The sequence below is a fragment of the Pseudomonas sp. FSL R10-2189 genome (assembly GCF_009600325.1).
GTDB lineage: Bacteria > Pseudomonadota > Gammaproteobacteria > Pseudomonadales > Pseudomonadaceae > Aquipseudomonas > Aquipseudomonas helleri.
The window spans coordinates 127,118-151,582 of the sequence record NZ_WIVZ01000003.1; the positions used below are offsets into that span (position 1 = coordinate 127,118).

At 57.9% G+C, this 24,465-nt stretch carries 24 protein-coding genes; 13 read left to right on the forward strand and 11 right to left on the reverse strand.

From position 1 onward, the window contains the following. Positions 1-96: 96 nt before the first annotated feature. The 6 genes from GHO32_RS03755 (at position 97) to GHO32_RS03780 (ending at position 9,576) form a co-directional block, all read left to right on the forward strand. A complete protein-coding gene (locus GHO32_RS03755) occupies positions 97-3,027 on the forward strand; it encodes a TonB-dependent receptor (RefSeq protein WP_153333026.1) in 2,931 nt (976 codons plus the stop codon). Positions 3,028-3,096: 69 nt separating this feature from the next. Further along, complete coding sequence (locus tag GHO32_RS03760) at positions 3,097-3,873, forward strand: energy transducer TonB (RefSeq protein ID WP_153333028.1); 777 nt, start codon at positions 3,097-3,099, stop codon at positions 3,871-3,873. Between the two features lie 147 nt (positions 3,874-4,020). After that, the gene (locus tag GHO32_RS03765; RefSeq protein ID WP_153333030.1) at positions 4,021-4,551 is read left to right on the forward strand and encodes an RNA polymerase sigma factor; all 531 of its coding nucleotides are present in this window, start codon (positions 4,021-4,023) and stop codon (positions 4,549-4,551) included. Beyond that, positions 4,544-5,506 (forward strand): FecR domain-containing protein, encoded by a 963-nt coding sequence (locus tag GHO32_RS03770; RefSeq protein ID WP_153333032.1) that lies wholly within the window; start codon positions 4,544-4,546, stop codon positions 5,504-5,506. The genes GHO32_RS03765 and GHO32_RS03770 overlap by 8 nt, the downstream gene beginning before the upstream one ends. A gap of 67 nt (positions 5,507-5,573) precedes the next feature. After that, the gene (locus tag GHO32_RS03775) at positions 5,574-7,952 is read left to right on the forward strand and encodes a TonB-dependent receptor (protein WP_153333034.1); all 2,379 of its coding nucleotides are present in this window, start codon (positions 5,574-5,576) and stop codon (positions 7,950-7,952) included. A gap of 7 nt (positions 7,953-7,959) precedes the next feature. Continuing rightward, positions 7,960-9,576, forward strand: a complete 1,617-nt coding sequence (locus GHO32_RS03780; RefSeq protein WP_256665467.1) for an esterase family protein — start codon at positions 7,960-7,962, stop codon at positions 9,574-9,576. 58 nt (positions 9,577-9,634) lie between these two features. Here the strand turns inward: GHO32_RS03780 and hemB are convergent, their stop codons facing one another. After that, positions 9,635-10,609 (reverse strand): porphobilinogen synthase, encoded by a 975-nt coding sequence (hemB, locus tag GHO32_RS03785; protein WP_153333036.1) that lies wholly within the window; start codon positions 10,607-10,609, stop codon positions 9,635-9,637. Positions 10,610-10,792: 183 nt separating this feature from the next. On the opposite strand from hemB, the gene GHO32_RS03790 reads away from it, so the two are divergent. From GHO32_RS03790 to GHO32_RS03800, 3 genes are all read left to right on the forward strand, one after another. After that, a complete protein-coding gene (locus GHO32_RS03790; protein ID WP_048387864.1) occupies positions 10,793-11,089 on the forward strand; it encodes a helix-turn-helix transcriptional regulator in 297 nt (98 codons plus the stop codon). 54 nt (positions 11,090-11,143) lie between these two features. Continuing rightward, positions 11,144-12,154 (forward strand): NAD(P)-dependent alcohol dehydrogenase, encoded by a 1,011-nt coding sequence (locus GHO32_RS03795; protein WP_153333038.1) that lies wholly within the window; start codon positions 11,144-11,146, stop codon positions 12,152-12,154. 80 nt (positions 12,155-12,234) lie between these two features. Then, positions 12,235-12,717 carry a YbaK/EbsC family protein gene (locus tag GHO32_RS03800; RefSeq protein ID WP_048370150.1) on the forward strand — a complete coding sequence of 161 codons (483 nt, stop codon included), beginning with the start codon at positions 12,235-12,237 and terminating at the stop codon, positions 12,715-12,717. 72 nt (positions 12,718-12,789) lie between these two features. Here GHO32_RS03800 and pgm read toward each other — a convergent pair whose 3' ends face one another. Continuing rightward, positions 12,790-14,430, reverse strand: a complete 1,641-nt coding sequence (gene pgm, locus GHO32_RS03805; protein ID WP_048370148.1) for a phosphoglucomutase (alpha-D-glucose-1,6-bisphosphate-dependent) — start codon at positions 14,428-14,430, stop codon at positions 12,790-12,792. Positions 14,431-14,665: 235 nt separating this feature from the next. Here pgm and eco point away from each other — a divergent pair, with 235 nt between their 5' ends. Further along, positions 14,666-15,148 carry a serine protease inhibitor ecotin gene (gene eco, locus GHO32_RS03810; RefSeq protein WP_153333040.1) on the forward strand — a complete coding sequence of 161 codons (483 nt, stop codon included), beginning with the start codon at positions 14,666-14,668 and terminating at the stop codon, positions 15,146-15,148. A gap of 55 nt (positions 15,149-15,203) precedes the next feature. Here the strand turns inward: eco and GHO32_RS03815 are convergent, their stop codons facing one another. From GHO32_RS03815 to GHO32_RS03845, 7 genes are all read right to left on the reverse strand, one after another. Beyond that, a complete protein-coding gene (locus GHO32_RS03815; protein WP_153333042.1) occupies positions 15,204-16,352 on the reverse strand; it encodes a PQQ-dependent sugar dehydrogenase in 1,149 nt (382 codons plus the stop codon). A gap of 18 nt (positions 16,353-16,370) precedes the next feature. Continuing rightward, complete coding sequence (locus GHO32_RS03820; protein ID WP_153333044.1) at positions 16,371-16,745, reverse strand: hypothetical protein; 375 nt, start codon at positions 16,743-16,745, stop codon at positions 16,371-16,373. 131 nt (positions 16,746-16,876) lie between these two features. Beyond that, entirely contained in the window at positions 16,877-17,338 is a 462-nt protein-coding gene (locus GHO32_RS03825) for a hypothetical protein (RefSeq protein ID WP_228385841.1), read from the reverse strand. A gap of 248 nt (positions 17,339-17,586) precedes the next feature. Further along, the gene (gene hdeA, locus GHO32_RS03830; RefSeq protein WP_048370138.1) at positions 17,587-17,901 is read right to left on the reverse strand and encodes an acid-activated periplasmic chaperone HdeA; all 315 of its coding nucleotides are present in this window, start codon (positions 17,899-17,901) and stop codon (positions 17,587-17,589) included. Positions 17,902-18,192: 291 nt separating this feature from the next. Next, a complete protein-coding gene (locus GHO32_RS03835) occupies positions 18,193-19,230 on the reverse strand; it encodes a zinc-dependent alcohol dehydrogenase family protein (RefSeq protein ID WP_153333046.1) in 1,038 nt (345 codons plus the stop codon). Between the two features lie 182 nt (positions 19,231-19,412). Further along, on the reverse strand, positions 19,413-19,766 hold the full coding sequence (locus tag GHO32_RS03840; RefSeq protein WP_153333048.1) for a hypothetical protein: 354 nt from the start codon (positions 19,764-19,766) through the stop codon (positions 19,413-19,415). A gap of 49 nt (positions 19,767-19,815) precedes the next feature. Then, positions 19,816-20,373, reverse strand: coding sequence for a TetR/AcrR family transcriptional regulator (locus GHO32_RS03845; RefSeq protein ID WP_153333050.1), 558 nt, complete (start codon positions 20,371-20,373; stop codon positions 19,816-19,818). A 105-nt stretch (positions 20,374-20,478) separates the two neighbouring features. Here GHO32_RS03845 and GHO32_RS03850 point away from each other — a divergent pair, with 105 nt between their 5' ends. Beyond that, a complete protein-coding gene (locus GHO32_RS03850; RefSeq protein ID WP_153333052.1) occupies positions 20,479-20,979 on the forward strand; it encodes an HPP family protein in 501 nt (166 codons plus the stop codon). Positions 20,980-20,991: 12 nt separating this feature from the next. On the opposite strand, the gene GHO32_RS03855 is transcribed toward GHO32_RS03850, so the two are convergent. Continuing rightward, on the reverse strand, positions 20,992-21,267 hold the full coding sequence (locus tag GHO32_RS03855) for a DUF2798 domain-containing protein (RefSeq protein ID WP_153329891.1): 276 nt from the start codon (positions 21,265-21,267) through the stop codon (positions 20,992-20,994). Positions 21,268-21,397: 130 nt separating this feature from the next. Here GHO32_RS03855 and GHO32_RS03860 point away from each other — a divergent pair, with 130 nt between their 5' ends. Both GHO32_RS03860 and GHO32_RS03865 read left to right on the forward strand, forming a co-directional pair. Continuing rightward, positions 21,398-22,339, forward strand: a complete 942-nt coding sequence (locus GHO32_RS03860) for a LysR family transcriptional regulator (RefSeq protein WP_153333054.1) — start codon at positions 21,398-21,400, stop codon at positions 22,337-22,339. A 752-nt stretch (positions 22,340-23,091) separates the two neighbouring features. Next, on the forward strand, positions 23,092-23,838 hold the full coding sequence (locus tag GHO32_RS03865) for an outer membrane beta-barrel protein (protein WP_153333056.1): 747 nt from the start codon (positions 23,092-23,094) through the stop codon (positions 23,836-23,838). Positions 23,839-23,890: 52 nt separating this feature from the next. Here the strand turns inward: GHO32_RS03865 and GHO32_RS03870 are convergent, their stop codons facing one another. After that, positions 23,891-24,427: a hypothetical protein gene (locus tag GHO32_RS03870; RefSeq protein WP_368668374.1), complete on the reverse strand. Its 537-nt coding sequence runs from the start codon at positions 24,425-24,427 to the stop codon at positions 23,891-23,893. Between the last annotated feature and the right edge of the window lie 38 nt (positions 24,428-24,465).

The window sequence follows — 24,465 nt, forward strand, 5'->3', positions numbered from 1 at the left end:
TTTCGTTATCACTGAAAAAAATCCTGAAGGTGTTCGTCTTTGTAGCTCCTTGTATTGCGAATGACTCGTAATACCAAAAACAAAAGGCGATGAAGCATGGGTAACCGATCACACGTTGCGCACTCCAAAGTACCGGTGGCGCTGGCCGTACTGTGTGTGGCAATCAACAGCGCGATTTTCCAGCCGCCCTCGGCGGTGGCGGCAGAAGCCAACGCGCTGCCGAGTGATCAGGCTACCCGTTTCTTCGATATCCCGGCCCAGCCGCTGACCAACGCCCTCAGCGCTTTTGCGCGTCAGGCCAATCTGCAACTGGGTTTGGCGGCCGGGTTGGTAGATGGTCTGCAAGCCCCTGCTGTGCGCGGCAACTTCAGCAACGAACAGGCCTTGCGTCAGTTGCTCGGCGATGCGCCGGTCAACTGGAAAATCGACGGCCAGCGCAGCTTGATCCTCAGTCCGCGCAGCGAGGCCAGCACTGGCCTGAACGGTGATCTGGACGAATCTGAGCTGCTCGGCGCCGTGACCATCAAAGGTGGTCAGAGCAGCCGTTTGACCGGCCCGGCCGCGCAGGTTTACACCCAGGCGGGCTCCAGCGTGTACATCTCCGGCGAGACCATCAATCGCTTTCGCGGCTCCTCTCCGGCCGACATTCTCAAGGGCGTGCCTGGCGTGCAAACCGGTGACACCCGCAACGGCGGCGCGCTGGACGTGAACATCCGTGGCATTCAGGGCCAGAGCCGCGTGCCGGTGACCATCGACGGCAGCCAGCAAGCGATTGACGCCTATCGCGGTTACGGCGGCATGCAGCAACGCAGCTACATCGACCCCGACCTGATCAGCGACATCACCGTCGATAAAGGCCCAAGCCTGGGCGCCGATGCAGCGGGCGCCATCGGTGGCATGGTGAAGATGAAAACTCTGCAACCCAAAGACATCCTCAAGGACGGCGAAACCACCGGTTTCCGTCTCAAGGGCGATATCTCCAGCAACAGCGTCGACCGCCCGCACGAGTACAACGCCACCCCGCGCAAAGGCAGCAACAGCATTTTCGACCCGCAGGCGCATTCGGGCAGCGCGGCGTTTGCCAGCACCAGTGACACCATCGATTTTGTCGCGGCCTATACCCAGCGCGAAAGCGGCAACTACTACGCCGGTAAAAAGGGCTTCAAGGATTACCAGGTGTTCAAACAAGTGCGTCGCTGGGACCCGGCGACCAAGCAGTACGTCTATAGAACCGAAGAGGCCAACGGCCCGGCCAAAGTGTTCAAGGCCGGCAACGAAGTGCTCAACACCTCCACCGACTCCAAAGCGGTATTGCTCAAGACCATCATCAAGCCGTCACCGGATCAGGCCCTTGAGCTGGCCTATCGCTGGACCGATGGCGAATATGGCGAAGTGATGCCCTCGCGCATCATCCGCAACACCACCGGCACTGTGCCGCAGTGGCAGCCCGGCTCCATGCGCATTAACGCCTACACCGCACGCTACACCTTCAAGCCTGAAGACAACCCGCTGATCGACTTGAGCGCCAACGCCTGGGTGACCAAAGCTCAGAGCAAGGCCTACAACGGCTTGAGTACCGTGACCCCGCTGTTTGGCTATGAAGGCGAGCCGGATCAACTGAGCGAAGACGGCTATCAGGACGCCCTGCTTAACCGCAGTAAGGATTTGCGCTGGGGCACGGACGTGAGCAACACCTCACACTTCGACACTCAGGTCGGCAAATTCGCCTGGAACTACGGCGCCTCATACCAGAATGAAAAACTGCGCCCTGACGACAACTCGCCCGTGCTGCAATCTGACCTCGAACAAAACCGCTTTATCCGCAGCGGCGACCGCCAGGAAGGCAGCCTGGTGAGCTCGCTGCAATGGGCACCGATCAAACCGTTGACCTTTACCGTGGGCGGACGCTACAGCGAGTTCCACAGCAAAGACCACAACCAGTTGGCCAGCCCCGCAACCTTTGCCAACCGCCCGGTTCGCTGGACATGGCTGTACAAAGGCAATGACCGCTTCGGTTATGTGTACTGGCGCCCGGACCAGCAAGGCAACTTCACCAAGGACTCGCTCAACGCCACGCCGTACGAAAAAGGCACGGTGGGTGACACTGGCTACGATAACTTCGAAGCCAATGACACCGAGATGAAGAAATTCGCCACCAGCTACAGCTATGCCAAGCCGATTGAACGTCGCGACCATGCCTTTACGCCTTCATTCGGCGTGAAGTACGACATCAACGACACCAGCTTCGTGTACCTCAACTACAGCGAAGGCGTGCGCATGCCAAGCCTGTTCGAGTCCACCCTGGGATTGTTCACGGCGGCCGTGCCCGGTGCCAACCTGAAACCTGAGCGCAGCAAGAACTGGGAAGTGGGCGCCAGCACCCTGAAGAACGACGTGTTCCTCGACGGAGACAGCGCCGCTGCCAAGCTGGCGTACTTCGACAACAAGATCGAAAACTACATCACCCGCGACTATCAGGACATCTTCGCCGGCAACCTGCAAAACGTTGACAGCTTCAGGGTCAAGGGCGTCGAGTTGCAGACCAGCTACGACATGGGCCGCGTGTTCAGTGACGTGTCCGCCACCTACTACCTGAACGCCAAAACCTGTGCGCCGGACCTGGCGCAAAAACTGCGCGACGACGGTACCCCGACGCCTAACTGCGTGGACGGCGGTTTCCCGGGTTCGTACACCAACACCCAGAACCCGCCCAAGTACTCGGTCAACACCACGGTCGGAACTCGCTGGTTTGACAACCATCTGGTCCTCGGTGGGCGCATGGTCTACAACAGCGCACCGACCGCCAAGCTGAATAAACCGTGGAACGATGGCATTACCACCAACCAGATCTACTACCGCAAGTCAGCGATTTTCGACCTGTTTGCCAGCTACGAAATCTACAAGGGCACGCAAATCGACTTCGGCGTGCAAAACCTGACCAACGTGTATTACCTCGACCCGCTGGCACAAAGCTTTATGCCTGCACCGGGGCGCACGCTGCGCACAGGTCTGACAGTCAAGTTCTGACCTGATTGCGGTTAAAACACGGGATGCCCACGGGTATCCCGTTTTACGTTGATTACTATTGATGAGCTCATGACCTACCTGAACCAATCCCGCAAGGCGCTCTGGAGCGTGGCCACGCTGATCACCCTGAGCGTGTACACGGGCATCACCGTCTGGCTGTTGCACAGTTCACCGATTCCCTCGGCCGAGGCAGCACCGGCGGCGATGATGATCGAGCTGGCCGCCGTGCCCGTGGCACAAGTGGTCGAACAAGACCTGCAAGTGGCGCCTGACAAACTGATGCAAAAACAGATCAGCACACCATCGGCCAAACCGCCCAAAGAGGTGGTAAAAAAAATCACGCCCACCGCGCAACCGTCACCGGCCAAACAGGCCAAATCGCCCTTTAAGGACACCGCCCACGGGACCTATCAAAGCGCACCGCAACAGGGAGCGGAGATTCAGGCACCGCCGAAAAAGCAGGAAGAACAGCCAGCGTCGTCGACCACCACCGCCCCGCCCAAACTTGACGCGCAAAAGGCGGCGACCACTGCGGCGGCAGAGTCCTCGCGCGGCGCTGCTGATCCGGCGTTGAAAGTGCAATGGGAAGCGCAGTTGCTGGCACACCTGGAGCGCTTCAAGCGTTACCCGCAAAACGCCCGCGATCGGGGTGACCGGGGCGTGGCCTACTTGCGGTTTGAGATCGACAGCAATGGCAAGGTGCTAAGCGCCACGGTGGTGCGTTCAGCAGGTTTTAGCGAACTGGATAACGCCACCCTCGACATGATCAACCGCGCCTCGCCCGTACCGCGACCGCCAGAAGGCAGCAAGCTGCGGTTTACAGTGCCGGTGGTGTTTTCGAAATAGAGCTTTTGTGGGAGCCGGGTTGTACGTATCGCGAGCAAGCCCGCTCCCACCGGGCTTGGGGGCACGATTACACGCTGGCACAAAGAGTTACACATATGTGAGAATGATACGAATTCCTATTAACATCTATCTCCCCAGCGGCTCTGCATGTCATTCCTTACCCCGTCTTGCACATCCTCTTTGAACGCAGTGGTCGACGATCTGTTGGCCAGCTACACCGAGCTGCGCCGCTATTTGTGCGGGCGTTTGCGCAATCCTGATGATGCGGCGGATATTGCCCAGTCCAGTTTCGCCCAGGCCTATGCCCATGCGCTGAACAGCCCGGTGGCCAATCCTCGGGCGCTGTTGTTCAAGGCCGCGCGCAATCTGTGCATCGATCAATATCGCCGCCACAGCAGTGAGGTGGCGGCGCTGGATGACTGGATGAGCCGGCTCGATGTGCTGAGCCCCACCGTTGAAGAAATCGTCATTGCCCGCGAGCAGTTGCAGCATTTGATCGAGCGCATAGAGCGCATGCCGCGCCTGCGCCGTGAGGTGTTTGTGCGGGTACGGCTGGAGGGCTATAGCCATCGCCAGGTGTGCGAGGAGCTAGGGCTGTCGGCCAAGTCAGTTGAGTTGCACATTGCCCGGGCCGTGTTTGATCTGTCTGAACTGAGCCTGGCCTGCCGCCATGTCTGAGCCACTCTCTGCGCGCAAGGTGCAACAGGCACTGACGTATCTGGCCAAGCTCAATAGCGATGATCCTGTGCGGGTGGAGCAGGCCCACAAGCAACTGGCGCGCTGGCGCAGCCAAAGCAGCGAGCACGAGCATGCCTGGCTTGAGGCCGAGCGGCGCTGGCAAATGATCCATCGGTTGACGCCGCAGTTGCGCGGCACGGTACAGTCGCAGCCGATCAACCTGAGCCGTCGCCGCCTGCTGCGCCACGGCACCGGGCTGTTGGCGGTGATCGGCGCATCGGGCTGGTTGAGCTGGCTGTGGCGCGAAACCAGACCTTTCACCCAGTCGCTGCTGACTGAACACGCCGAGCCGTCGCGTCCGCTCACCTTGCCCGATGGCAGCGAGCTGCTGCTGGCCGCTGAATCCAACGTACGCGTTGAGTTCAGCCACGCTCAACGCCAGGTGATGCTGCTGCACGGCAACGTGTATTTCGACGTGGCCCACGAAACCTTGCGCAGTTTTGTCATCAATACCCGACTGGGCCAGATCAAGGTGCTGGGCACGGCGTTCAGTGTCAGCGACCGTGGCGGCTGTATTCAGGTGGCGGTGGCCCGCGGCCGGGTACATGTGCAGGGGCTCAAGGGGGAAGCGACAATCCTCACCGCCGGACAGCACGTCAGCCTCAATGCCCAAGGCGAGGTGATCGCGCGTAATCCGCACCGCCAGGCCGGGCCGGATATTGAAAACTGGCGCAAGGGCTGGTGGTCATACACCGATGCGCCGCTGTCCGAAGTGCTCGCTGAGTACAACGCTTACGCAGCCAGCCCTGTGCGGGTCAGCGCTGACGCCGCGCATTTGCGCCTGACCGGCAGTTTCCCCAGCGATAAACCGCAGATGCTGCTGCAAACGCTGCCGCGAATCCTGCCGGTGCAACTGGTCAACAAGGCCGGTGAGCTCTATGTGCAATTGCGTTGAATTTTTTGAGGGGTAAACGCGTCGAGGTCCGTCTTCACCCATAACTACACTCGAGTCAGGACTGACCATGTCGCATTACGCCTCCCCTTACCGCGCCCCACTGAGCCGCCTGGCACTGGCGTGCTCTCTGCTGTTCGGCGCCGGGACCGCTCTGGCGGGCAGCTACACGCCGCTCAACTTGAACCTGCCTGCGCAGCCGCTGGAGTCTGCGGTTCATACCCTGGCCCGTGAAGCGGGCGTCGCCATTGCCGCCGACAGCCAATTGCTCGCCGGGCGCAGTGCACAGCCACTGAATGGTCAGTACACCCTGCACGAAGCCTTGCAGCACTTATTGGCCAATACCGGGCTGGTCGCCAGCGAAGAAAACGGTGTGATCGTACTGCGCCAGGCGCAGATTGACGGCGCCCTGAACCTGGGTGAAACCCGGGTCAACGGTGCCGGCCTGGGCGCCAGTGATTTGCCTGAAGCCTACAGCGGCGGCCAGGTGGCCACCGGTGCTCGCTTGGGGCTGCTGGGCGATACCCAGATCATGGACACGCCGTTCAACATCACCTCCTACACCGCGCAAACCATCGAAAACCAGCAAAGCGGCACCGTGGGAGCCGTCCTGCGCAACGACCCGTCGATCCGCTTCAGCACCGGCGAAGGTCACGCGTACGAGAACTTCATGATCCGTGGTTTTTCCCTAGACTCGGCAGAGCTGGCACTCAATGGCTTGTACGGCATGGCCCCGGACGGCCACGTGCCGACCGAATTTCTGGACCGCGTCGAAGTGCTCAAAGGCCCGGGTGCCCTGCTGTCCGGCATGGCACCCAGCGGTGGCGTGGGCGGCGTGATTAACCTGGTGCCCAAACGCGCCGGGGAAAAACCGCTGACCCGCCTGACCACCAGTTATGTGTCTGACGGCTATTTTGCCGAGCACCTGGATTTCAGCCGTCGCCTGGGCGACGAACAGCGCTTTGGCATTCGCTTTAACGGCGTGTATGGCGACGGCGACACCGGCGTCGACAAACAGTCCAAAGAGCGCACGCTCACCTCGTTGGCCGTGGATTACCGTGGCGACGGCTGGAAGCTCGCACTTGACGCTTATGAAACCCACGAGCGGGCCATTAATGGCAGCCCGATGATGGTCGGCTTCAGCGACATTGGCCATGTGCTCAAGGCGCCGAAGGCTGACACCAACATCCTCAAAGGCATCAGTGCCAAGCAAATCAGCAAGGCCGTGATTGTGCGCGGAGAATATGAACTCAACGACGACTGGACAACATTCGCCAGCGCCGGCAGCTCGAAAAGCCGCTATCAGGGCTTTCTCAACGGCACCCGCCTGCGGGTCAACAATGACAAGGGCGACGCCACCGGCGAAACCTACAACCAGGCCGGCTATACCGCCAGTACCGCTTACGAGGCCGGTATTCGCGGGCATGTGACCACAGGCCCCATCGACCACAAGCTGGTGTTCACCGCCAGCCTGTTGCACCAGAACATTGGCCGGGCGCCCACCGTGACCGGCGCGCGCTACCCGAGCAACATCTACCACCCTGGCAAGCCAATTATTGCCGGGCACACGGGCTCCAACTCGAAAACCGGTGACAACACCCTCTCCAGCTTTGCCGTTGCCGACACCCTGGCCTTCGCTGATGGCAAAGTGCTGCTAACGTTGGGAGCTCGTTCACAACGGGTGCGCCAGCAGATGAGCAAGCCAAAAACCTACGACGAACAAGCCATCACCCCGGCCGTGGGCCTGGTGATCAAACCCTGGGATGTGCCCGTGTCGTTGTATGCCAACTACATCGAAGGCTTGACCCAGGGCAACACCGTCGGCGACGTGACGGCGGCCAACTACGGCGATCAGTTCGAACCGTATAAAGCCAAGCAAGTGGAAGCCGGTGTGAAATGGGACCTGGGCACGTTTACCCATACGTTGAGCGCGTTCCAGATCGAGAAACCCAGCCTGATTCTCAACAAGGCCAGCAACCTCTACAGCGACGACGGCAAGCAACGTAACCGTGGTGTGGAATGGAACATGTTCGGTTCGATCATTCCTTCGGTGCGACTGCTGGGCGGTGTCACTTACACCCACGCCGAGCTGACCCGCACGGCCAACGGCGCGCTGGACGGCAACACTGCACGTGGCGTGCCGAAGTGGTCGGCCAACTTGGGTGCCGAGTGGGACACGCCGTGGGTCGAAGGCCTGACCCTGAACACGCTGATCATTCACAGCAGCTCGCAGTACCTGAATGACGCCAACACCCTGAAAATCCCGCAATGGACCCGTTATGACCTGGGTGCGCGTTACAGCACGCGCATCCTGAGCAAAGACGTAGTGTTCCGCGCCAGCCTGGAGAACGTCGAAAACCGTTCCTACTGGGCAGGCGTGTTCAACGATGGCTTCGCCACGGTCAGTGAACCGCGCACGCTGAAGCTCTCTACCAGCATCGACTTCTGAGGTGAGCATGAGTCCATTCAATCGCTGGAGCCTTGGTTGCCTGTTTAGCGCCATGGCCTCTGCGTCAGCCCTGGCGGTCGAACCGCTCAGCCAGGGCCAAAGCGTTCGCGCAAGTGTTGCCAAGACCCTGCAGCCCAGCTGGAGCCTGGATCTCAAGGCCGGTGATCTGGTCCAGGGCAAGGTGGCAGGCGATGTCAGCCTGCGCCTGCTTGACGCGCGGGGTAACCCGCTGCGCCTGCTGGTGGATGGCGCGGACATGTCGCGGGACTTTATGTTCGTCGCCCGCGAAGATGGCCAGTACCTGCTGCGCGCTGAACAGTTGTCGACACGGCCACAGGCCGAGTTCACCCTCACCTTGAGCCAGGTGCTGGCGCTGAGCGAACAACAGCGCGCTCCGACCACCCTGCTCAGCCCGGCCTTGGGCCAATTGGCAGAGCAACTGAAACAGGGCGCCACCACGCAAGCGTTCTGGAAAGACCGCGAGCAACAAGGCACGCCACTGGTTGAAGCGCTGGCTGACAGTCCCAACGAGCGTCTGGTCACGTTTTTGTGGCGCGGGGCCCGGCAAAATGTGCGGCTGTTCGGCTCGCCTTCCGGCGGCCACGACGCTTTACAGCGCTTGGGCGACAGCGACGTCTGGTACGTCACGTACCGGGTGCCGTCCAGCGCCCGCTTGAGCTATCAATTGGCTCCGGACGTGCCAGAGGCTGGCGATCGGCGGACCCTCTTGGCCACGGCTCAGCGCGACCCGCTTAACCCGCACAGCTTCGGCAACCAGAAATATGAGCCGAGCCTGACCCGTTCGGTCATGGAATTGCCTGATGCACCGCCCCAGCCCTGGCTGAACAAACGCGCGCACGTGGCCCCCGGCACCGTTGAGCGCCAATCCCTGAAAAGCGAGATTTTGGGCAACACCCGCGATGTTTACGTCTATCGCCCGGCGGGCTGGAAAAACATCGACCAGCAGCCGGGCTTGCTGGTGCTGTTCGATGCTCACGCGTACACGCGCCAAGTGCCCACGCCGACGATTCTCGACAATTTGATTGCCGACGGCCTGATCCCGCCCACCGCAGCGTTGATCATTGCCAACCCCAGCGATGAAACCCGCCCTGTGGAGCTGCCGCCCAACGCGGATTTCGCCCGGTTTATGGCACAAGAGCTGATGCCGTGGGCCAAGCAACAAGGCCTGGCCACTGACGCCAGGCACACGGTGGTCGCGGGCTCCAGTTATGGCGGGCTGGCCTCGGCCTGGCTTGGGCTGCAACACCCGGAACTGTTTGGCAATGTGCTGAGTTTGTCCGGCTCGTACTGGTGGAGCCCGCCGAACACTGAAGACCAATGGCTCGCCCGCCAATACGCGGCCAGCCCGCGGCTACCGTTGCGCTTTTATTTGCAGGCGGGTTTGTTTGAAGACAAATCAGGTTCGCCGGGTGCCGGGATACTCGACAGCAACCGCCACCTGCGCAATGTCTTGCAGGCCAAAGGCTACCCGGTTGAACACGTTGAATACGCCAGCGGCCACGATTACCTGCAATGGCGGGGTTCACTGGCGTGCGGCTTGATCAGCCTGATAGGCAAGAGCCCCGAGACGCCCGAGGCGTGCGTGCCGGTAGCGTTGAGGTAACAACGGCCTGCGATCTTTTGATGATCAAAAGATCGCAGGCCGTCTACTCTCAGCTCAATCAAATGCCTTGCAGGGCAAGGTCCATCGCAAAGTAGGTGAGGATCATGTCGGCGCCGGCACGTTTGATCGAGCCGAGGGTTTCACGTACCACGCGGGCTTCATCAATGGCACCGGCCTGGGCGCCGAACTTGATCATCGCGTACTCACCACTCACCTGATAAGCCGCCAACGGCAGGCGTGAGGCTTCGCGCACATCACGAATGATGTCCAGATACGCGCCGGCCGGTTTCACCATCAGCACATCAGCGCCTTCCTGTTCGTCGAGCAACGACTCGCGGATGGCCTCGCGACGGTTCATCGGGTTCATCTGGTAAGACTTGCGATCGCCTTTCAAGGCACTGCCGCCCGCTTCACGGAACGGGCCGTAGAGTGCCGACGCAAACTTGGTGGAGTAGGCCATGATCGAGGTGTCGATAAAGCCGGCAGCGTCCAGCGCTGTGCGGATCGCTTGCACCTGACCGTCCATGGCGGCCGAAGGCGAAATAAAGTCGGCGCCAGCAGCAGCGGCAGCAACGGCTTGCTTGCCCAGGTTGATCAGGGTCGCATCGTTGTCCACACCGTGGTCGTGCATCACGCCGCAATGACCGTGAGAGGTGTACTCGCAAAAGCAGGTATCGCTCATCACGATCATTTCCGGGGCGGCGTCCTTGCAGATCCGCGCCATACGCGAAACCAGGCCATCCTCACGCCAGGAATCGCTGCCCGTCGCGTCCAGGTGGTGCGACACACCGAACGCCATCACCGACTTGATACCCGCGCGAGCATACCGCTCGATCTCGCCTGCCAGTTTGGACTCAGGAATACGCATCACGCCCGGCATGCTGGTGATGGGCACAAAGTCGTCGATTTCTTCTTCGACGAAAATCGGCAGCACCAGGTCGTTCAAGCTGAATTCGGTTTCCTGGAACAGGTCGCGCAAGGTTTGGTTACGGCGCAGACGACGGGGACGAACAGAGGGGAACTGGTTAGGCATCATGGTTCCTGAAGGGCAGGTTCATAAAACGAACGGCAAAACAGTAGAGCCTTGACCCAGGCTCGATGGCGAAACAAATACAGGAATGAACCTGCAATTGCAAAACTTGCGGCCTGCCTGCGTCCCGTTGTCGCGGGCCATGACCGGTTGATCATTTCGTTAAAAAGCGTAATATCGCTGCCCATGATTCTCGAACAGCTTAAAGCCTTGGGCAATGACACCCGCATGCAAATGATGCAGTGGCTCAAAGCCCCCCTCACGCATTTCCCGCCCCAGGACCATGGTGATCCTGCGATTGGTGTGTGCGTGACACATTTGCAGCACAAGGCCAGGTTGTCCCCTTCTACTGCGTCTGCCCATTTGGCGATTTTGCAACGTGCAGGCTTTGTGCTGACCACGCGCATCGGCAAGTGGACTTACTATCGACGCAATGAACAGGCGATTGCTGACTTTGCAGCTAGGCTGAAAATCGAGTTGTAATTTTTAACCAATCATTTCGTTATTTCGCGGAATGTAAAAACATGAGGAAGCCCCATGAGCAACAAAACCATCTTCGTCCAACCTGGCGGCGGCTATCACAATGTCGTGGTCGGCAGCAGCGACGTGCGTGCGCCGGCGAATGACGAAATCACCGTGCGCCTGCACGCCAACTCACTGAACTACCATGACTTCGCAGTCGTGAGCGGCATGTGGGGCCCGACTGAACAACGCATCCCGATGGCCGACGGCGCGGGCGAAGTGGTTGCTGTTGGCGCCGGTGTCAGCGAGTTCAAGGTCGGCGACTCCGTGGTCAGCACCTTCTTCCCTGAATGGATTGACGGCACGCCGCTGGTTGAAGGTTTCGTCACTGTACCGGGTGACGGCATTGACGGTTATGCCCGTGAGAAAGTAACCGCCAAGGCCACCGCTTTCACCCTCGCCCCTGTCGGCTACAGCCACGCTGAAGCCGCGACACTGACCACGGCCGGGCTGACCGCCTGGCGCGCACTGATGGCCGATGATTCGCTCAAACCTGGCGATACGGTGTTGGTACAAGGCACGGGTGGCGTATCTATTTTCGCCCTGCAGTTCGCTAAAATGGCCGGCGCCACTGTGATTGCCACCTCCTCCAGCGACGAAAAACTCGAGCGCCTTAAAGCGCTCGGCGCGGACCACGTAATCAACTACCGCAAAGACATTAACTGGGGCGAAACGGCACGCGCATTGACCGGCGGTCGTGGTGTCGACCACGTGATCGAAGTTGGCGGCCCATCAACGCTTGAACAGTCGATGATTGCCGTGCGTGTGGCCGGGCATATCTCGGTGATCGGTATTTTGAGCGGCGTCTCGGGTGCCATGAACTTCGTGCCTGCACTGATCAAGCAAGTACGCCTGCAAGGCGTACTGGTCGGCAGCCGCACTCAGCAACAAGACATGGTCCGTGCCATCAATGCCGCTGGCATGCGCCCGATTATTGATCGCCACTTCCCGTTAAGCGAGATTGTTGACGCGTTCAAATACCAGGAAACCAATCAGCATTTCGGCAAGATTGTCCTGGATATCTAACCCGCCTCTACCGGATGGCGCATTGACAGTGCGCCTCCGGCTTTACTAGATTCGAGGTTTTGCCCAGCGAGCAGAACCTTATGAGCCTTGAATCCGTACGCGCTTTCTTCACTGCCAATGCCCCTGACTTGCACATCATTGAATTGGCCACCAGCACCGCGACCGTTGCCTTGGCGGCTGAAGCCCATGGCGTTGAACCGGGGCAAATTGCCAAGACCCTGGCCTTTCGCGTGGGTGAGCAGAATGTATTGTTGGTGGCCCGTGGCGATGCGCGTATTGATAACAAGAAGATCAAGAACGCACTGGGCAGCAAGGCCAAGATGCTTGATGCCGAGACAGTGGTTGCGCTGACCAGCCACCCGGTGGGCGGCGTCTGCCCGTTCGGCCTGGCCACTGACCTGCCGGTGTATTGCGATATTTCCCTGCAGGCGTTCAGCGAAGTCATGCCCGCCGCTGGCACCACGAATTCGGCCGTGCGCATCAGCCCGACCCGTATGGCACAACTGGTGAATGCCCAGTGGGTGGATGTGTGTCAGGAACTTGAGGCACCGTGCGCGGTGTAGCACGAGCCTTCCTCAGGCGGTAAAAAAAGGCTGGACCCTTGCGGGATCAGCCTTTTTAACACGTACTGATTTTTACGCGATGGCGTTATCAACCAGCACTTGAGCTTCTGCGACCAGACGGCCGAGGTGCTCGTCGCTGACAAAGCTTTCAGCGTAGATCTTGTAGATGTCTTCGGTACCCGACGGGCGTGCAGCAAACCAGCCGTTCTCGGTCATCACCTTGAGCCCACCGATTGGCTGGTTATTGCCCGGTGCATGGCTGAGGATCTGGGTAATCGCTTCGCCCGCCAAAGTCGTCGACTTGACTTGCTCCGGCGACAGCTTGCCCAGCAGGGCTTTCTGTTGCGGGGTGGCTTTAGCGTCGACACGGGTTGAGAACGGCAAACCGAGATCTTCGGTCATTTTCTGATACAGCTGCGAAGGATCGCGGCCTGTGCGAGCGGTCATTTCGCCGGCCAACAGCGCAGGGATCAAGCCGTCCTTGTCCGTCGACCACACCGTGCCATCCAGACGCAAGAACGAAGCCCCGGCGCTTTCTTCACCACCAAAGCCCAGCGAGCCGTCAAACAGGCCATCGGCAAACCACTTAAAGCCGACCGGCACTTCGTACAGGCGACGCCCCAGACGCGCAGCCACACGGTCAATCAAACCGCTGCTGACCACTGTTTTGCCCACTGCCGCATCGGCGCGCCAGTGCGGACGGTTCTGGAACAGGTAATCAATGGCCACCGCCAAATAGTTGTTAGGCGCCAGCAGGCCGCCAGACGGGGTCACGATGCCATGGCGGTCGTGGTCCGGGTCACAGGCGAAAGCCACGTCGAAACGCTCTTTAAGGCCGATCAGCCCTTGCATTGCATGGCTGGAGGACGGGTCCATGCGGATGCGGCCATCCCAGTCCACGCACATAAAGCGGAAGGTTGGATCGACCGAGGTGTTGACCACTTCGAGGTTCAACCCGTAGTGCTCGCCGATTGCCGACCAGTAACGCACACCGGCACCGCCCAGCGGGTCTACGCCCAGGCGCAGGTTGGCACCGCGCAGGGTGTCCATGTCGATGACGTTTTTAAGGTCTGCGACATAGCTGTTCAGGTAGTCGTGGCGGTGCGTGTTGCTGGCTTTGAGCGCCTGCTCATAGCTGATGCGTTTGACACCGGCGAGTTTGGCGGCCAGCAGTTCGTTGGCCTTGGCTTCGATCCACTTGGTGACATCAGTGTCTGCCGGGCCACCGTTAGGCGGGTTGTACTTGAAACCGCCGCTTTCCGGCGGGTTGTGCGAAGGCGTAATCACCACGCCATCAGCCAGCCCGGAAGTGCGGCCACGGTTGTAGCAAATAATGGCGTGGGAAATGGCAGGCGTCGGGGTGTATTCATCGTTCGCAGCGATCATGGTGTCGACACCATTGGCCGCGAAAACTTCCAGCGCGCTGGCACCCGCGGGGGTGGACAAGGCGTGGGTGTCGATACCGACAAACAGCGGACCATTGATCCCTTTGAACTGGCGGTACAGGCAAATGGCCTGACTGATTGCCAGAACATGCCACTCATTGAAGCTCAGCTCAAACGAGCTGCCGCGGTGCCCGGATGTTCCAAAAGCGACTCGCTGGGTGGCAATCGCTGCATCGGGTTGACCGGTGTAGTAAGCGGTCACCAGTCGCGGAATATCGACCAGCAATTGAGCTGGAGCCGGTTTGCCCGCAAGAGGACTGAGTGTCATGCAAAACCTCAAAAAGAAATGATTCGGAGGAAAAACCGCAGTTTACTGGCACTTCGACATTGGCGCGAAGCAATTGTCCTGACACAACGTATCAATTATGTCTTGTCAGCAAATTCTGGTTTATATGACGGCACAATTTGCATCCTGTTCCCGCTCATGGCAAAAACTGCCTCATCCCGGTGCGTCTGCAATGTGTTTACGGATGCGTATGTTTAAGTTCGAAAAAGGAAGCAGCATGAAACCACTCGTTATCAGCGCGGCCCTGACCCTCTCGTTGAGTACGCTGTGCAGCGTGGCCAACGCCGCCAAACTGGAAGATGTGGCACCCTACCCTAAAGCCGATGCGGGTTTCACTCGTCAGGTCATTCGCCTGCCGTCACAAAAGAACGAAGAGGATTACAAGGTCCAGATCATTGCCGGCAAGACGCTCCAGGTTGATTGCAACCAGCAGCGCCTGACCGGCAAGTTGCAAGAAAAAACTCTCAAGGGCTGGGGCTACCCGATGTACCGCCTGGAGAAGGTCAGCGGCCCGTTGAGCACCCTGATGGCCTGCCCTGACGGCAAGCCGCACCCCGACTTTGTGCCGGTGGTGGGCGATGGCTTTATGCTGCGTTACAACAGCAAATTGCCGATTGTGCTCTACGTCCCTAAGGGCGATGAAGTGCGCTACCGGATCTGGTCCGCGTCCAAACAGATCAAGCAAGCGACCGCTGAATAATCCCTACACAAGCCTTCGGGCGAGCAGGCATGCGTCTGCCCGTCCGACGCTTAGGTTACTCCAGGCCGACGCGATACACCGCGCCCTTGTCCTCATCGGTCAGTACATACACATAACCGTCCGGGCCTTGGCGAACATCACGAATTCGCGCCTTCAAGCCACCCAGCAAGCGTTCTTCGTGCACTACTTTGTCCCCGTCCAGCTGTAGACGGATCACGTCTTTATCGGCCAGGGCACCGATAAACAGGTTGTGCTGCCAAGGCTTGAAACGCTCGCCGTCATAAAATGTCATCCCGCTGATCCCGGGCGACTTCTCCCACACGTGATACGGCGCAACCGTGCCCTCGACCACTTTGCCCTTGGCCTCCGGAATCGGCTTCGATGAATAATCAATGCCGTGAGTCGCCAGTGGCCAGCCGTAGTTTTGACCGCGTTCGATCAGGTTGATTTCGTCGCCGCCCTTTGGCCCGTGCTCATGGGTCCAGAGCGTGCCCGTCCAGGGGTTCAGGGCTGCGCCCTGCTGATTACGGTGGCCATAAGACCAAATCTCGGGCCTTGCGCCTTTTTGCCCGACAAAGGGGTTGTCCTCGGGGATGCGCCCGTCCGGGTAGATGCGCACCACTTTGCCCTGCAACTTGTCCAGGTCTTGTGAAGTGGAACGCTGGTTGTTTTCGCCCAGCGCAATAAACAGGTAGCCGTCGCGATCAAAGACCAGCCGTGAGCCAAAATGATTGCCGGTTGAGAGCTTGGGCTCCTGGCGGAAAATCACCTTGAAGTCGCTCAGCGAACTCATGTCATCTGACAAACGCCCGCGCCCGACCGCCGTGCCTGCGTTGCCGTTCTGGCCCTCTTCAGCGAATGACAGGTAAACCAGTCGATCGTTGGCAAAGTCCGGGGACAAGACCACATCCAGCAAACCGCCCTGCCCTTGGGCCCAGACCTTGGGCACGCCCGCCAACGGCGCCGACAGCTTACCCTCTGGGCTCACCCAGCGCAGGTGGCCGGGGCGCTCGGTGACCAGCATGCCTTTTTTATCAGGCAAAAACACCAGTGCCCAAGGATGGTCAAGCCCCTGCACCACAGGTGTGGCGGTGACGGGGCCCAACTCTGACTTGAACGTCTGCGCCTGCCCGGTCTGGGCATTCGCCGTCAACGCAAACATCGAGGTGATCACACAAGTCGCCAAAGCGGTTTTTTTCAACATCCGAGAGTCCTTTTTCGATTAACGCGCATCCCTGGGCTGTACCGAGGGTGCCGTTGGCTGCAAGGTTTGAGGTACGGGTGGATTTCGCGGGTAACCATTGCCGATCTGGCCATTCTCAATCGACGGCCTTTGCCCTTGAGGCACAGGTTGACCCGGGCGAATCAGACCGGGAGCGGGGCCTGTGCCTTGTCGACTGTTAGGGTTGATGCGCCGGATGGCGTTGTTGTTGGAAGGCGCCACACCGGGGGTAAGCGTGTTCTGCGCCAACAACACGGTGGCCGGTCGTTGGGCATGACCACCGTTGGCTATGTCGGGTTGAGCCTGGGCTGACGCGTGGGCGGCCATTGCGGCCAGCAGCAAGAGCCCAAAAGCACTGTGTCGCGTACTGATCATTGTGTGCTCCAATTCAGGGAAGCCTGAGCGTTGGAGTGCAGTTTGCCGATCCGGTTCGCGATTAATCCAGTGAACGCTTCATGCGCACCCGCTCAAATGTCACATCTTGTTGCCAGCGCGCTGAGTCCGCGTCATTGGTCGTCCGTTTCGGGGCCGATAACAATGACCGTCGATTGCCGGGCTTCCTCCAGCAACGCTTGACGACAGACTTCATAGCAATCGTCGATATGCCCGTTACCGACCATCTTCATGACCCCAAAACTGATGCCCGCCGCCACCGCCTGCCCGACAAACGGGACGAAGCGCACCACAGACTTGGTTGCCACCTTGGTGCCCATCTTCTTGAGCATCGACATGACCAGGGTACGGCTGATGAATTTACCGATGGCTTCGCTGCCAATGCTGCTGACCGCCACGATCACCAGGCGCTTGGAGCGTGAGTCCATCTGTTCGATTTGCTGCGGGGTCAGCCCGAATTTACTGTTGATCGCCGGGAGCATCTCCACCAGCAGCGCCACGTCGGTGCCAAGGTCCAGCCCCGGCACGGGAATGGCGGCAGCCCCCGCAGACACAGCGGAACGCTTGGTAACCATGGACTTGCACTCGTCACGAATGCGGTCAAGCTCGGCTAATGACCTGATTAACATAAGATTCCCCAACAAAAAGAGATAACACGCAGGCAGTCTACTACGTCACCCCTGCGCACCAGGCAGCAGGTCTTTATATAGAGGGCGTGTCGCTCAGGAAATTCAGGTGGGATGTGGCAGTTTTTGCAGGTGAAGGGCTCAAACTAACAAGCGGGTGCAGCCTGTACTTGGGGAAAGTACAGGCTGAAAAGACGTTAAACGTCTTTTTTGACCTTGCTCCAGGCATCTTTGATTTTGTGCACGAAGGTGGCTTTTTTGTCTTGCTGGCAAGCAGTGATGACTTCAGGAGTCACTTTTGCCACACCATCAACATCGAGCACAGCGTCTTCTACCTTGCCACTTTTGTTAACGGCTTCACCCAGGCCGACAGCGACAGGCTGGAAGCTTTCATTGACGGCCAGAAAATCTTCGCAAGTCCACTGCGCCAATGGCTTCTTGGCGTCTGCCTGAGCCAGTGTCGACATCGCCAGCAGGCTTGCTGCGCCAATCATCAGAATGTGCTTCTTCATATGAATATTTCCCTATTATCAATGAGACAGTTACGTTGGTTCTGCCGCCAAAGACCATAGTTGTGGATATGGGTTCTGTCAAACCACACCCCCGGCTTTTTGTGATCGCTAAAAGACAACTTTGCACGCTAGACAAGTGATAAAAAAACTATAAACAACAGACGGATATCAAACATCGACTGAACGTCAGTTATATAAAGTTACGGGTCAGCACCCGAGGTATATAAGCAACTGACTCAAGTCAACGCCGCCACTATAAAAGCCGGTTATATTGACGGCGCACCGCCTTAATTACTGAGTCAAGATGACCTTCATGGCTTTTTCCTGGGCAGCATTACCGAACACTTCATAGGCTTTGAGAATGTCGTTCAACGCAAAGCGGTGGGTGATCAGTTGCCCGGCATCGATCTTGCCCGACTGCAGTGTTTTCAACAGCATCGGGGTGGTGTTGGTATTTACCAGGCCGGTTGAGATATTAACGTTCTGGATCCACAGTTTTTCCAGGTGCAACTCAACACTTTTGCCATGTACCCCGACGTTGGCAATGGTGCCACCCGGTGAGATCACCGACTGGCACGTGTCGAACGAAGCGGGAATACCCACCGCCTCAATGGCGACATCCACCCCTACCCCGTCCGTCAATTGAAGAATGCGCTCAACGGCGTTTTCGGTCTTGATGTCGATCACATGGGTTGCCCCAAAACGCTTGGCAACGTCCAGGCGATTGCTATCGCCATCGACCACGATCAACGTTGCCGGTGAGTAAAACTGCGCCGTCAGCAGCGCGGCCATGCCTACCGGCCCGGCGCCGACAATCACGACGCTATCGCCTGGCTTGACCTTGCCTGCCAGAACGCCGATCTCGAACCCGGTGGGTAAAATGTCGCTGAGCATCACCAAGGCTTCTTCATCGGCCCCTGACGGGACCGGATACAAACTGTTGTCGGCATGGGGAATACGCACATATTGCGCCTGGGTGCCGTCGATCAAATGGCCCAGAATCCAGCCGCCATCGGCACAATGCGAATACATCTGGCGACGGCAATTGGCACAGCTGCCGCATGAAGTAATACAGGAGATCAGCACGTGATCACCCTTTTTAAAGTTGCGAACCGCCGAGCCGACCTCCTCAACCACGCCGACGCCTTCATGCCCCAGCACGCGGCCTGCCGTCACTTCAGGCACATCGCCCTTGAGGATATGCAAGTCGGTGCCACAAATGGTGGTGTGCAAAATCCGGATGATGGCGTCGGTGGGTTTATTGACGACAGGCGTGGGGATTTCCGACCATTGTTTTTTGCCGGGGCCCTGGTAGGTGAGCGCTTTCATGACAGCCTTCCTTTAGCAGTTCAAGAATCAGCAGCCCTGCCAATCGGTACTCCGTGATCAGCAGACCGAAAATTACTCGATGCAGTTAAGCAGTCTTTGGCAGATATGCCTTCGTCCGCAGTAAAAAACGCCCTGTTCCCGACGAGGAGCAGAGCTTTATTGAATAACCTGCGCACAAGACTTTAAGGTTGCGGCGAAACCGAGAAGTCAGTCTCGCCCTTGTCATCTGCCCGCATCACCACATTGAAAGCCTTTGACGTCCCGCAACCGGAAACCAGCCAGGTCTCCTCTGCCTTCTGGACTGCGCCACTCGGTGACTGATCTATCTTGGCAATACGGCTATCAACGGCGCTGATTGAACGACACTGGGTCACCGCTGAAAACAGACGCTCGACTGTTGCATATACATCCTTGCGTAGCAGCGGATCAGTGACCGATTGCCCCGAGAACTGAGGACTGCTGGCGCAACCTGCCAATATCGTCCCGGCCAAAGCGAGGCTAATAAGGGCGCTGTGTTGCTTTGTCTTGGTCAACATAATCATTCCTTGAGACGGCGTCATGCCGTGTTGATATCCCCTGTCGTGGCTATTCACGGGGTGACGCACCGCAGAGCACAGCCACCATTTCGTGTATTGCAGGGAGCATCGCCGGGGCAAATCCACTCACCTGGGACGTGACGATAAGACCTTCGCCAATCACAAAGAGTTGCATCGCCACCGCCGCCGGCTGCGTCAGGCCTGCCTGCGTGCAAATACCTTGCAGGTAATTCAGGACCTGCTGCTTGTGTTGACTGGCCAGGACATGAGGAGGAGCGCTCTGAGCGCTGTATTCAGCCGAAGCATTGATGAACGCGCAGCCATGGAAATCAGCCGACTGCACCCAACAGATAATGAAATCAATATAGGCCTGGGGCCTGTTCGCTTGGTCAGCGCCCTCTACCGCCGTGGCCATTTGATTCATGAACTCGGCGTGCCGCAGTTGCAGCGCAGCCTCGACCACGTGTTCCTTGCTCGGAAAATGCCGGTACAGGGTTTTCTTGGTCACACCAGCACTCTGGCTGAGTTGCTCGACCCCCGAGGCATGAAAGCCCTGGCGATAGAACAGATCGAGGGCCGCCCGGGTGATCACATCTGCAGTACTCATCACGCATCCCTTTGAAGTGAATGCGGCCAGTGTATACCGATCGGTTGACTTACAGGTAAACCGATCGGTATCCTTTTATCACTGTCCACTCTCCGAGTTATCGCCATGCCTCTTATTCGCCTGCCTAAATCAAGCGCTCCACCCGCCCCCGACCTGCGTTTCAGCCTGATGTCGTTCATCGGCGTGGTCATCGCCATCGGCGTCACTGGCTGGCTTAGCCTGATCAGCGGAACGCCTTGGCTGATGGCCTCGTTTGGCGCCAGTTGTGTGTTGGCCTTTGGCGTGCCCGACTCCCCGTTGGCCCAGCCACGCAGCATCATTGGCGGGCACATGGTCTCGACACTGGTCGGGCTCGTGGTGCTTCACACCCTGGGCAATGAATGGTGGGCGTGCGCATTGGCTGTCGGGCTGGCGCTGGTCGCCATGCAGCAGACGCGTACGGTGCATGCCCCCGCAGGCGCCAACCCGTTAGTGGTCATCACTGCCGGGGCACCTTGGAGCTTTTTGCTGACGCCCGTATTGGCAGGCTCGCTGGTGGTGGTAATCACTGCCTTGTGCCTTAACAACGCACGCAGCAAAGGCAGCTATCCCAAATACTGGCTGTAACAGCCGCCCCGGTTAACGATGCGGATGAACCGTCATGGCCACCAGTTTAATCACGATGGGGCGCACCACAAGGATGCACAGGAAGGCAGCGGGCATAGCCAACTTATAAGCCTGCAAGGTGTTGTTCAGGTAATCCGCATCGATCCCCGTATTCGCCGCAGTAATCACCAGCGACATCAAAAAAGCCATGATCGTGGACATGTACAACGCGAATACATAGGGCGTTGCACGCACCGAGAACTTTAGACGGCTTGAAACTAACGTGTTTGAAGTGCTTTTAGCGTTCATATGTGACCCTTTTGATCCTGACAGTAATGGATGGCGCACCTTAACAAGATCAAAAACACGCAACTAGACGATCATTTCTAGTTTGTTTATAAAGCAGATCTTACGAATACGCCCAGTTCAGGATCAAAACATGGATCTGTTTGCTGCGATTAACAGTTTTATCAAAGTAGTTGAAGCCGGATCCATTGCAGGCGCGGCGAAAAATCTCGGCCTCAGTGCCGCCGCCGTCAGCCAGACCATCAACCGTCTTGAGGCACATCTGGGCACACGTCTGCTACAGCGCACTACCCGAAGCATGGCGCTGACCGAGGATGGCGCCCTTTACTACGCCAAAGTGCAGCGCATCGTCACGGATGTGGAGTTGGCGCACCGGGCCATCAGCCACAGCGACAGCGAACTGCAAGGGCGATTGAGCATCGCCTCGACTGCCGCTTTCGGGCGCCATGTCGTTGCCCCGCTGGTCGCGGGTTTTGCCACGCGTTATCCGCGCCTGACCCTGGAACTGAACATCACTGACAACAAAATCAGTCACATCCACAGCGGTATTGACCTGAGCCTGAGAATCAAGCCGCAACTGGAAGACGGGATCATTGCCCGCAAAATCGTCTCGGTGCCTTTTATTGTCTGCGCCTCACCGGCTTACCTTGAGCGTGCGGGCTGGCCAGACTCCCCTGACGACCTGCAGCATCACGCCTGCCTGGGTTTTCGCTATCCCCTGGATGGCCGCTTTCTGCGCTGGGGTTTTATCAACAATGGCCAGCACACTTATGCCGCGCTCAATGTCACAGCCACCAGTGACGATATTGACGCACTTGCGCAAATGGCCGTTCATGGCGCCGGCATTGCGCGGCTGGCAGAGTTTATCGCCGCACCTTACATAGAATCCGGTCAGCTTGTCCCTCTGCTTCAGCACAGCCATTCACCGACTGAGTCTTATACCAAACCCCTGGATATTTATGCCTGCGTTCAGGACCGTGCGGCCATGACGCCAAAAGTTAAAGCCTTTATCAGTTATCTGAGTGAATACCTGGAAAAACGCTGGCCAAAAGAGAACATTTTTAACGATGTTTGATCCCCGACACAGGGCACTATTGATCGACAAAATTTAACGTTTAACACTGGCCTGCCGTAACCCTAGACACCAGGCCCGGCCAAGCGAATCGCCCGCAAACCCGCAGACTGTCGCGATCAGCAATGACGCCTTGGCGGTCTGATTGTGTCGGCCAGTAGGACTCTGTAGCCGCAAAGCTCTTTGCCCCCCAATTAAACGGCCCTAGTTGCCTGATTTGGCGTATTGACTCCCCTCTCGAGGGTAAGTAAAACAACAAAGCCGTTTAGGCTGATTAGTTCTCGATAAATCCCGACAATACATAACAAAACACGCAACTTACGACTTTTAAATAAGCTCATTTGGCTTATCTGCGCATCAGCAAGTGTCATCTTTCGTCGCTAGCATCTAACAATAATAGATGCTCCTTGTGTGAGGCTGAGGGTATGGAGAATAAAAGCAAACGCGGCTGGTCATGGGCTTACAAAAAGATCCGGGGCTTGCACTGCTCAAAGTTTACTTCGGCCTATCGGGCAACCCGGTACGCCCTGTTGGGCGACACAGGCACCTTTTACAGCAAGGTGAGCTGGCAGAAAATTCGTATTTATCGCTAACACTCAATTACCTGGCCCGCTTGACGCGGATTGATTGATAACGTTCTTCGCCGGTCTATCACGAACAGTGCGTAAAACCCTCGCCAATATTTTTGAACTTTCTCTCTGACGATTTATCGAAACGCTCGTTCGATATTTTTCAAGTCATGGAGACTCTTGCGAATGTTTACAAAAAAACTGCTACGTCACTCCTGCGCCCTGGCGCTTTTCAGCGCTCCGCTGACAGTGATGGCCGCCCCAAGCACCGACCCGCTGTTCAACGTGGGCTTGCTGGGTTCCTACACTGACTTCAAATTCGAAGGCGGCAGCAGATCCGACAAGGAACACATGGGCCAAGGCGGCGTATTTGCCAACTATGGCAACAAAATGACCGCTGAATCGGGTTTCATCTACCAACTGGGTGGCGAAGCCAAATACAGCAAGAAGGATGGCAACAAGCTCAAGGAAGCTCAGGCTGATCTCGACCTTGGCTGGCGTGCCGCGCTGGACGCGCGCAACTTTGTCGACGTGATCGTGGGTGGCGGTTACACCTGGACCCGTTTCGAGCCAGAGATCAACGATATCGACACCAAACTGACCTACAAATCGCCGTTCGCCAAGGCAGCCCTGGGTTACAACCACCAGTTCGACGCCTCGACCCTGCGCGTTGAAGTGGGTGCCCGTCAGACCCTCGATGGCCGTGCCAAGGTTAAAGTTGAACACTTCGGCAGCGACACCGTCGACATGAAAGACCGCACTAACCCGTACGCAGAAGTGTCATTGCTGATGAACCAGCAAGGCGACCTGCCGATCCAGGCAGGCGTGTACTACACCCGTACCGAGTACAAAATCGACGAGGATTCACCGGTCGCTGACAACACCAAACTCAAACGTGACGAGTTCGGCGTGAAGGTTGGTATGGTCTTCTGATCCGCCCGGTCAGGCCCCGGCGTTGCCGGGGCTTGCACCGCTTAGATCAAGCTTACTGACTGGCGTTGGCGAGCTGCACATAGATACAAAAACTGGCCAGAAGCAGCCAGAAAATCACAAATAGCCAAGGTGTTCTCATTGAGAACATGAGCGACTTTCGATAGCCCTTCTGACTGGATTCTTTTTCGTTAAACAAGGGCGAGTCATCGTAGGCTTTACCCATCACCGGGTCACTTCGCAACAAATGGCTTTGTTTGAAATGCCAGTGATCAATAATCACATACGAAGCCCGGAACCCCGGCCAGGCATGCAGTGAGCTAAAAATGCCCAGAACGGCCATCAAACTTGGCACCACCAATGTGAACAGCTCTCCCCATTCAGGGTTGAGATTGGCCATTGACGATGCAAACGCAATGACCAGGAACGACTGGGCCGTTAAATAGGCGTTCGTTCTATTGGAGAGCAAGGTGGTCTCGTACTGAATTTCCCTGCGATAGAAGTCCAAACGATCTTTCGGGGTGCCAAATAACAAGACGTCATCCGTGCACGCCTGTTGAAGACGAGTATCTTCAGTGATGATTTTGACCACAGCGTGCCTCCGATGGACTGAATCATCTTAGAAGGCCT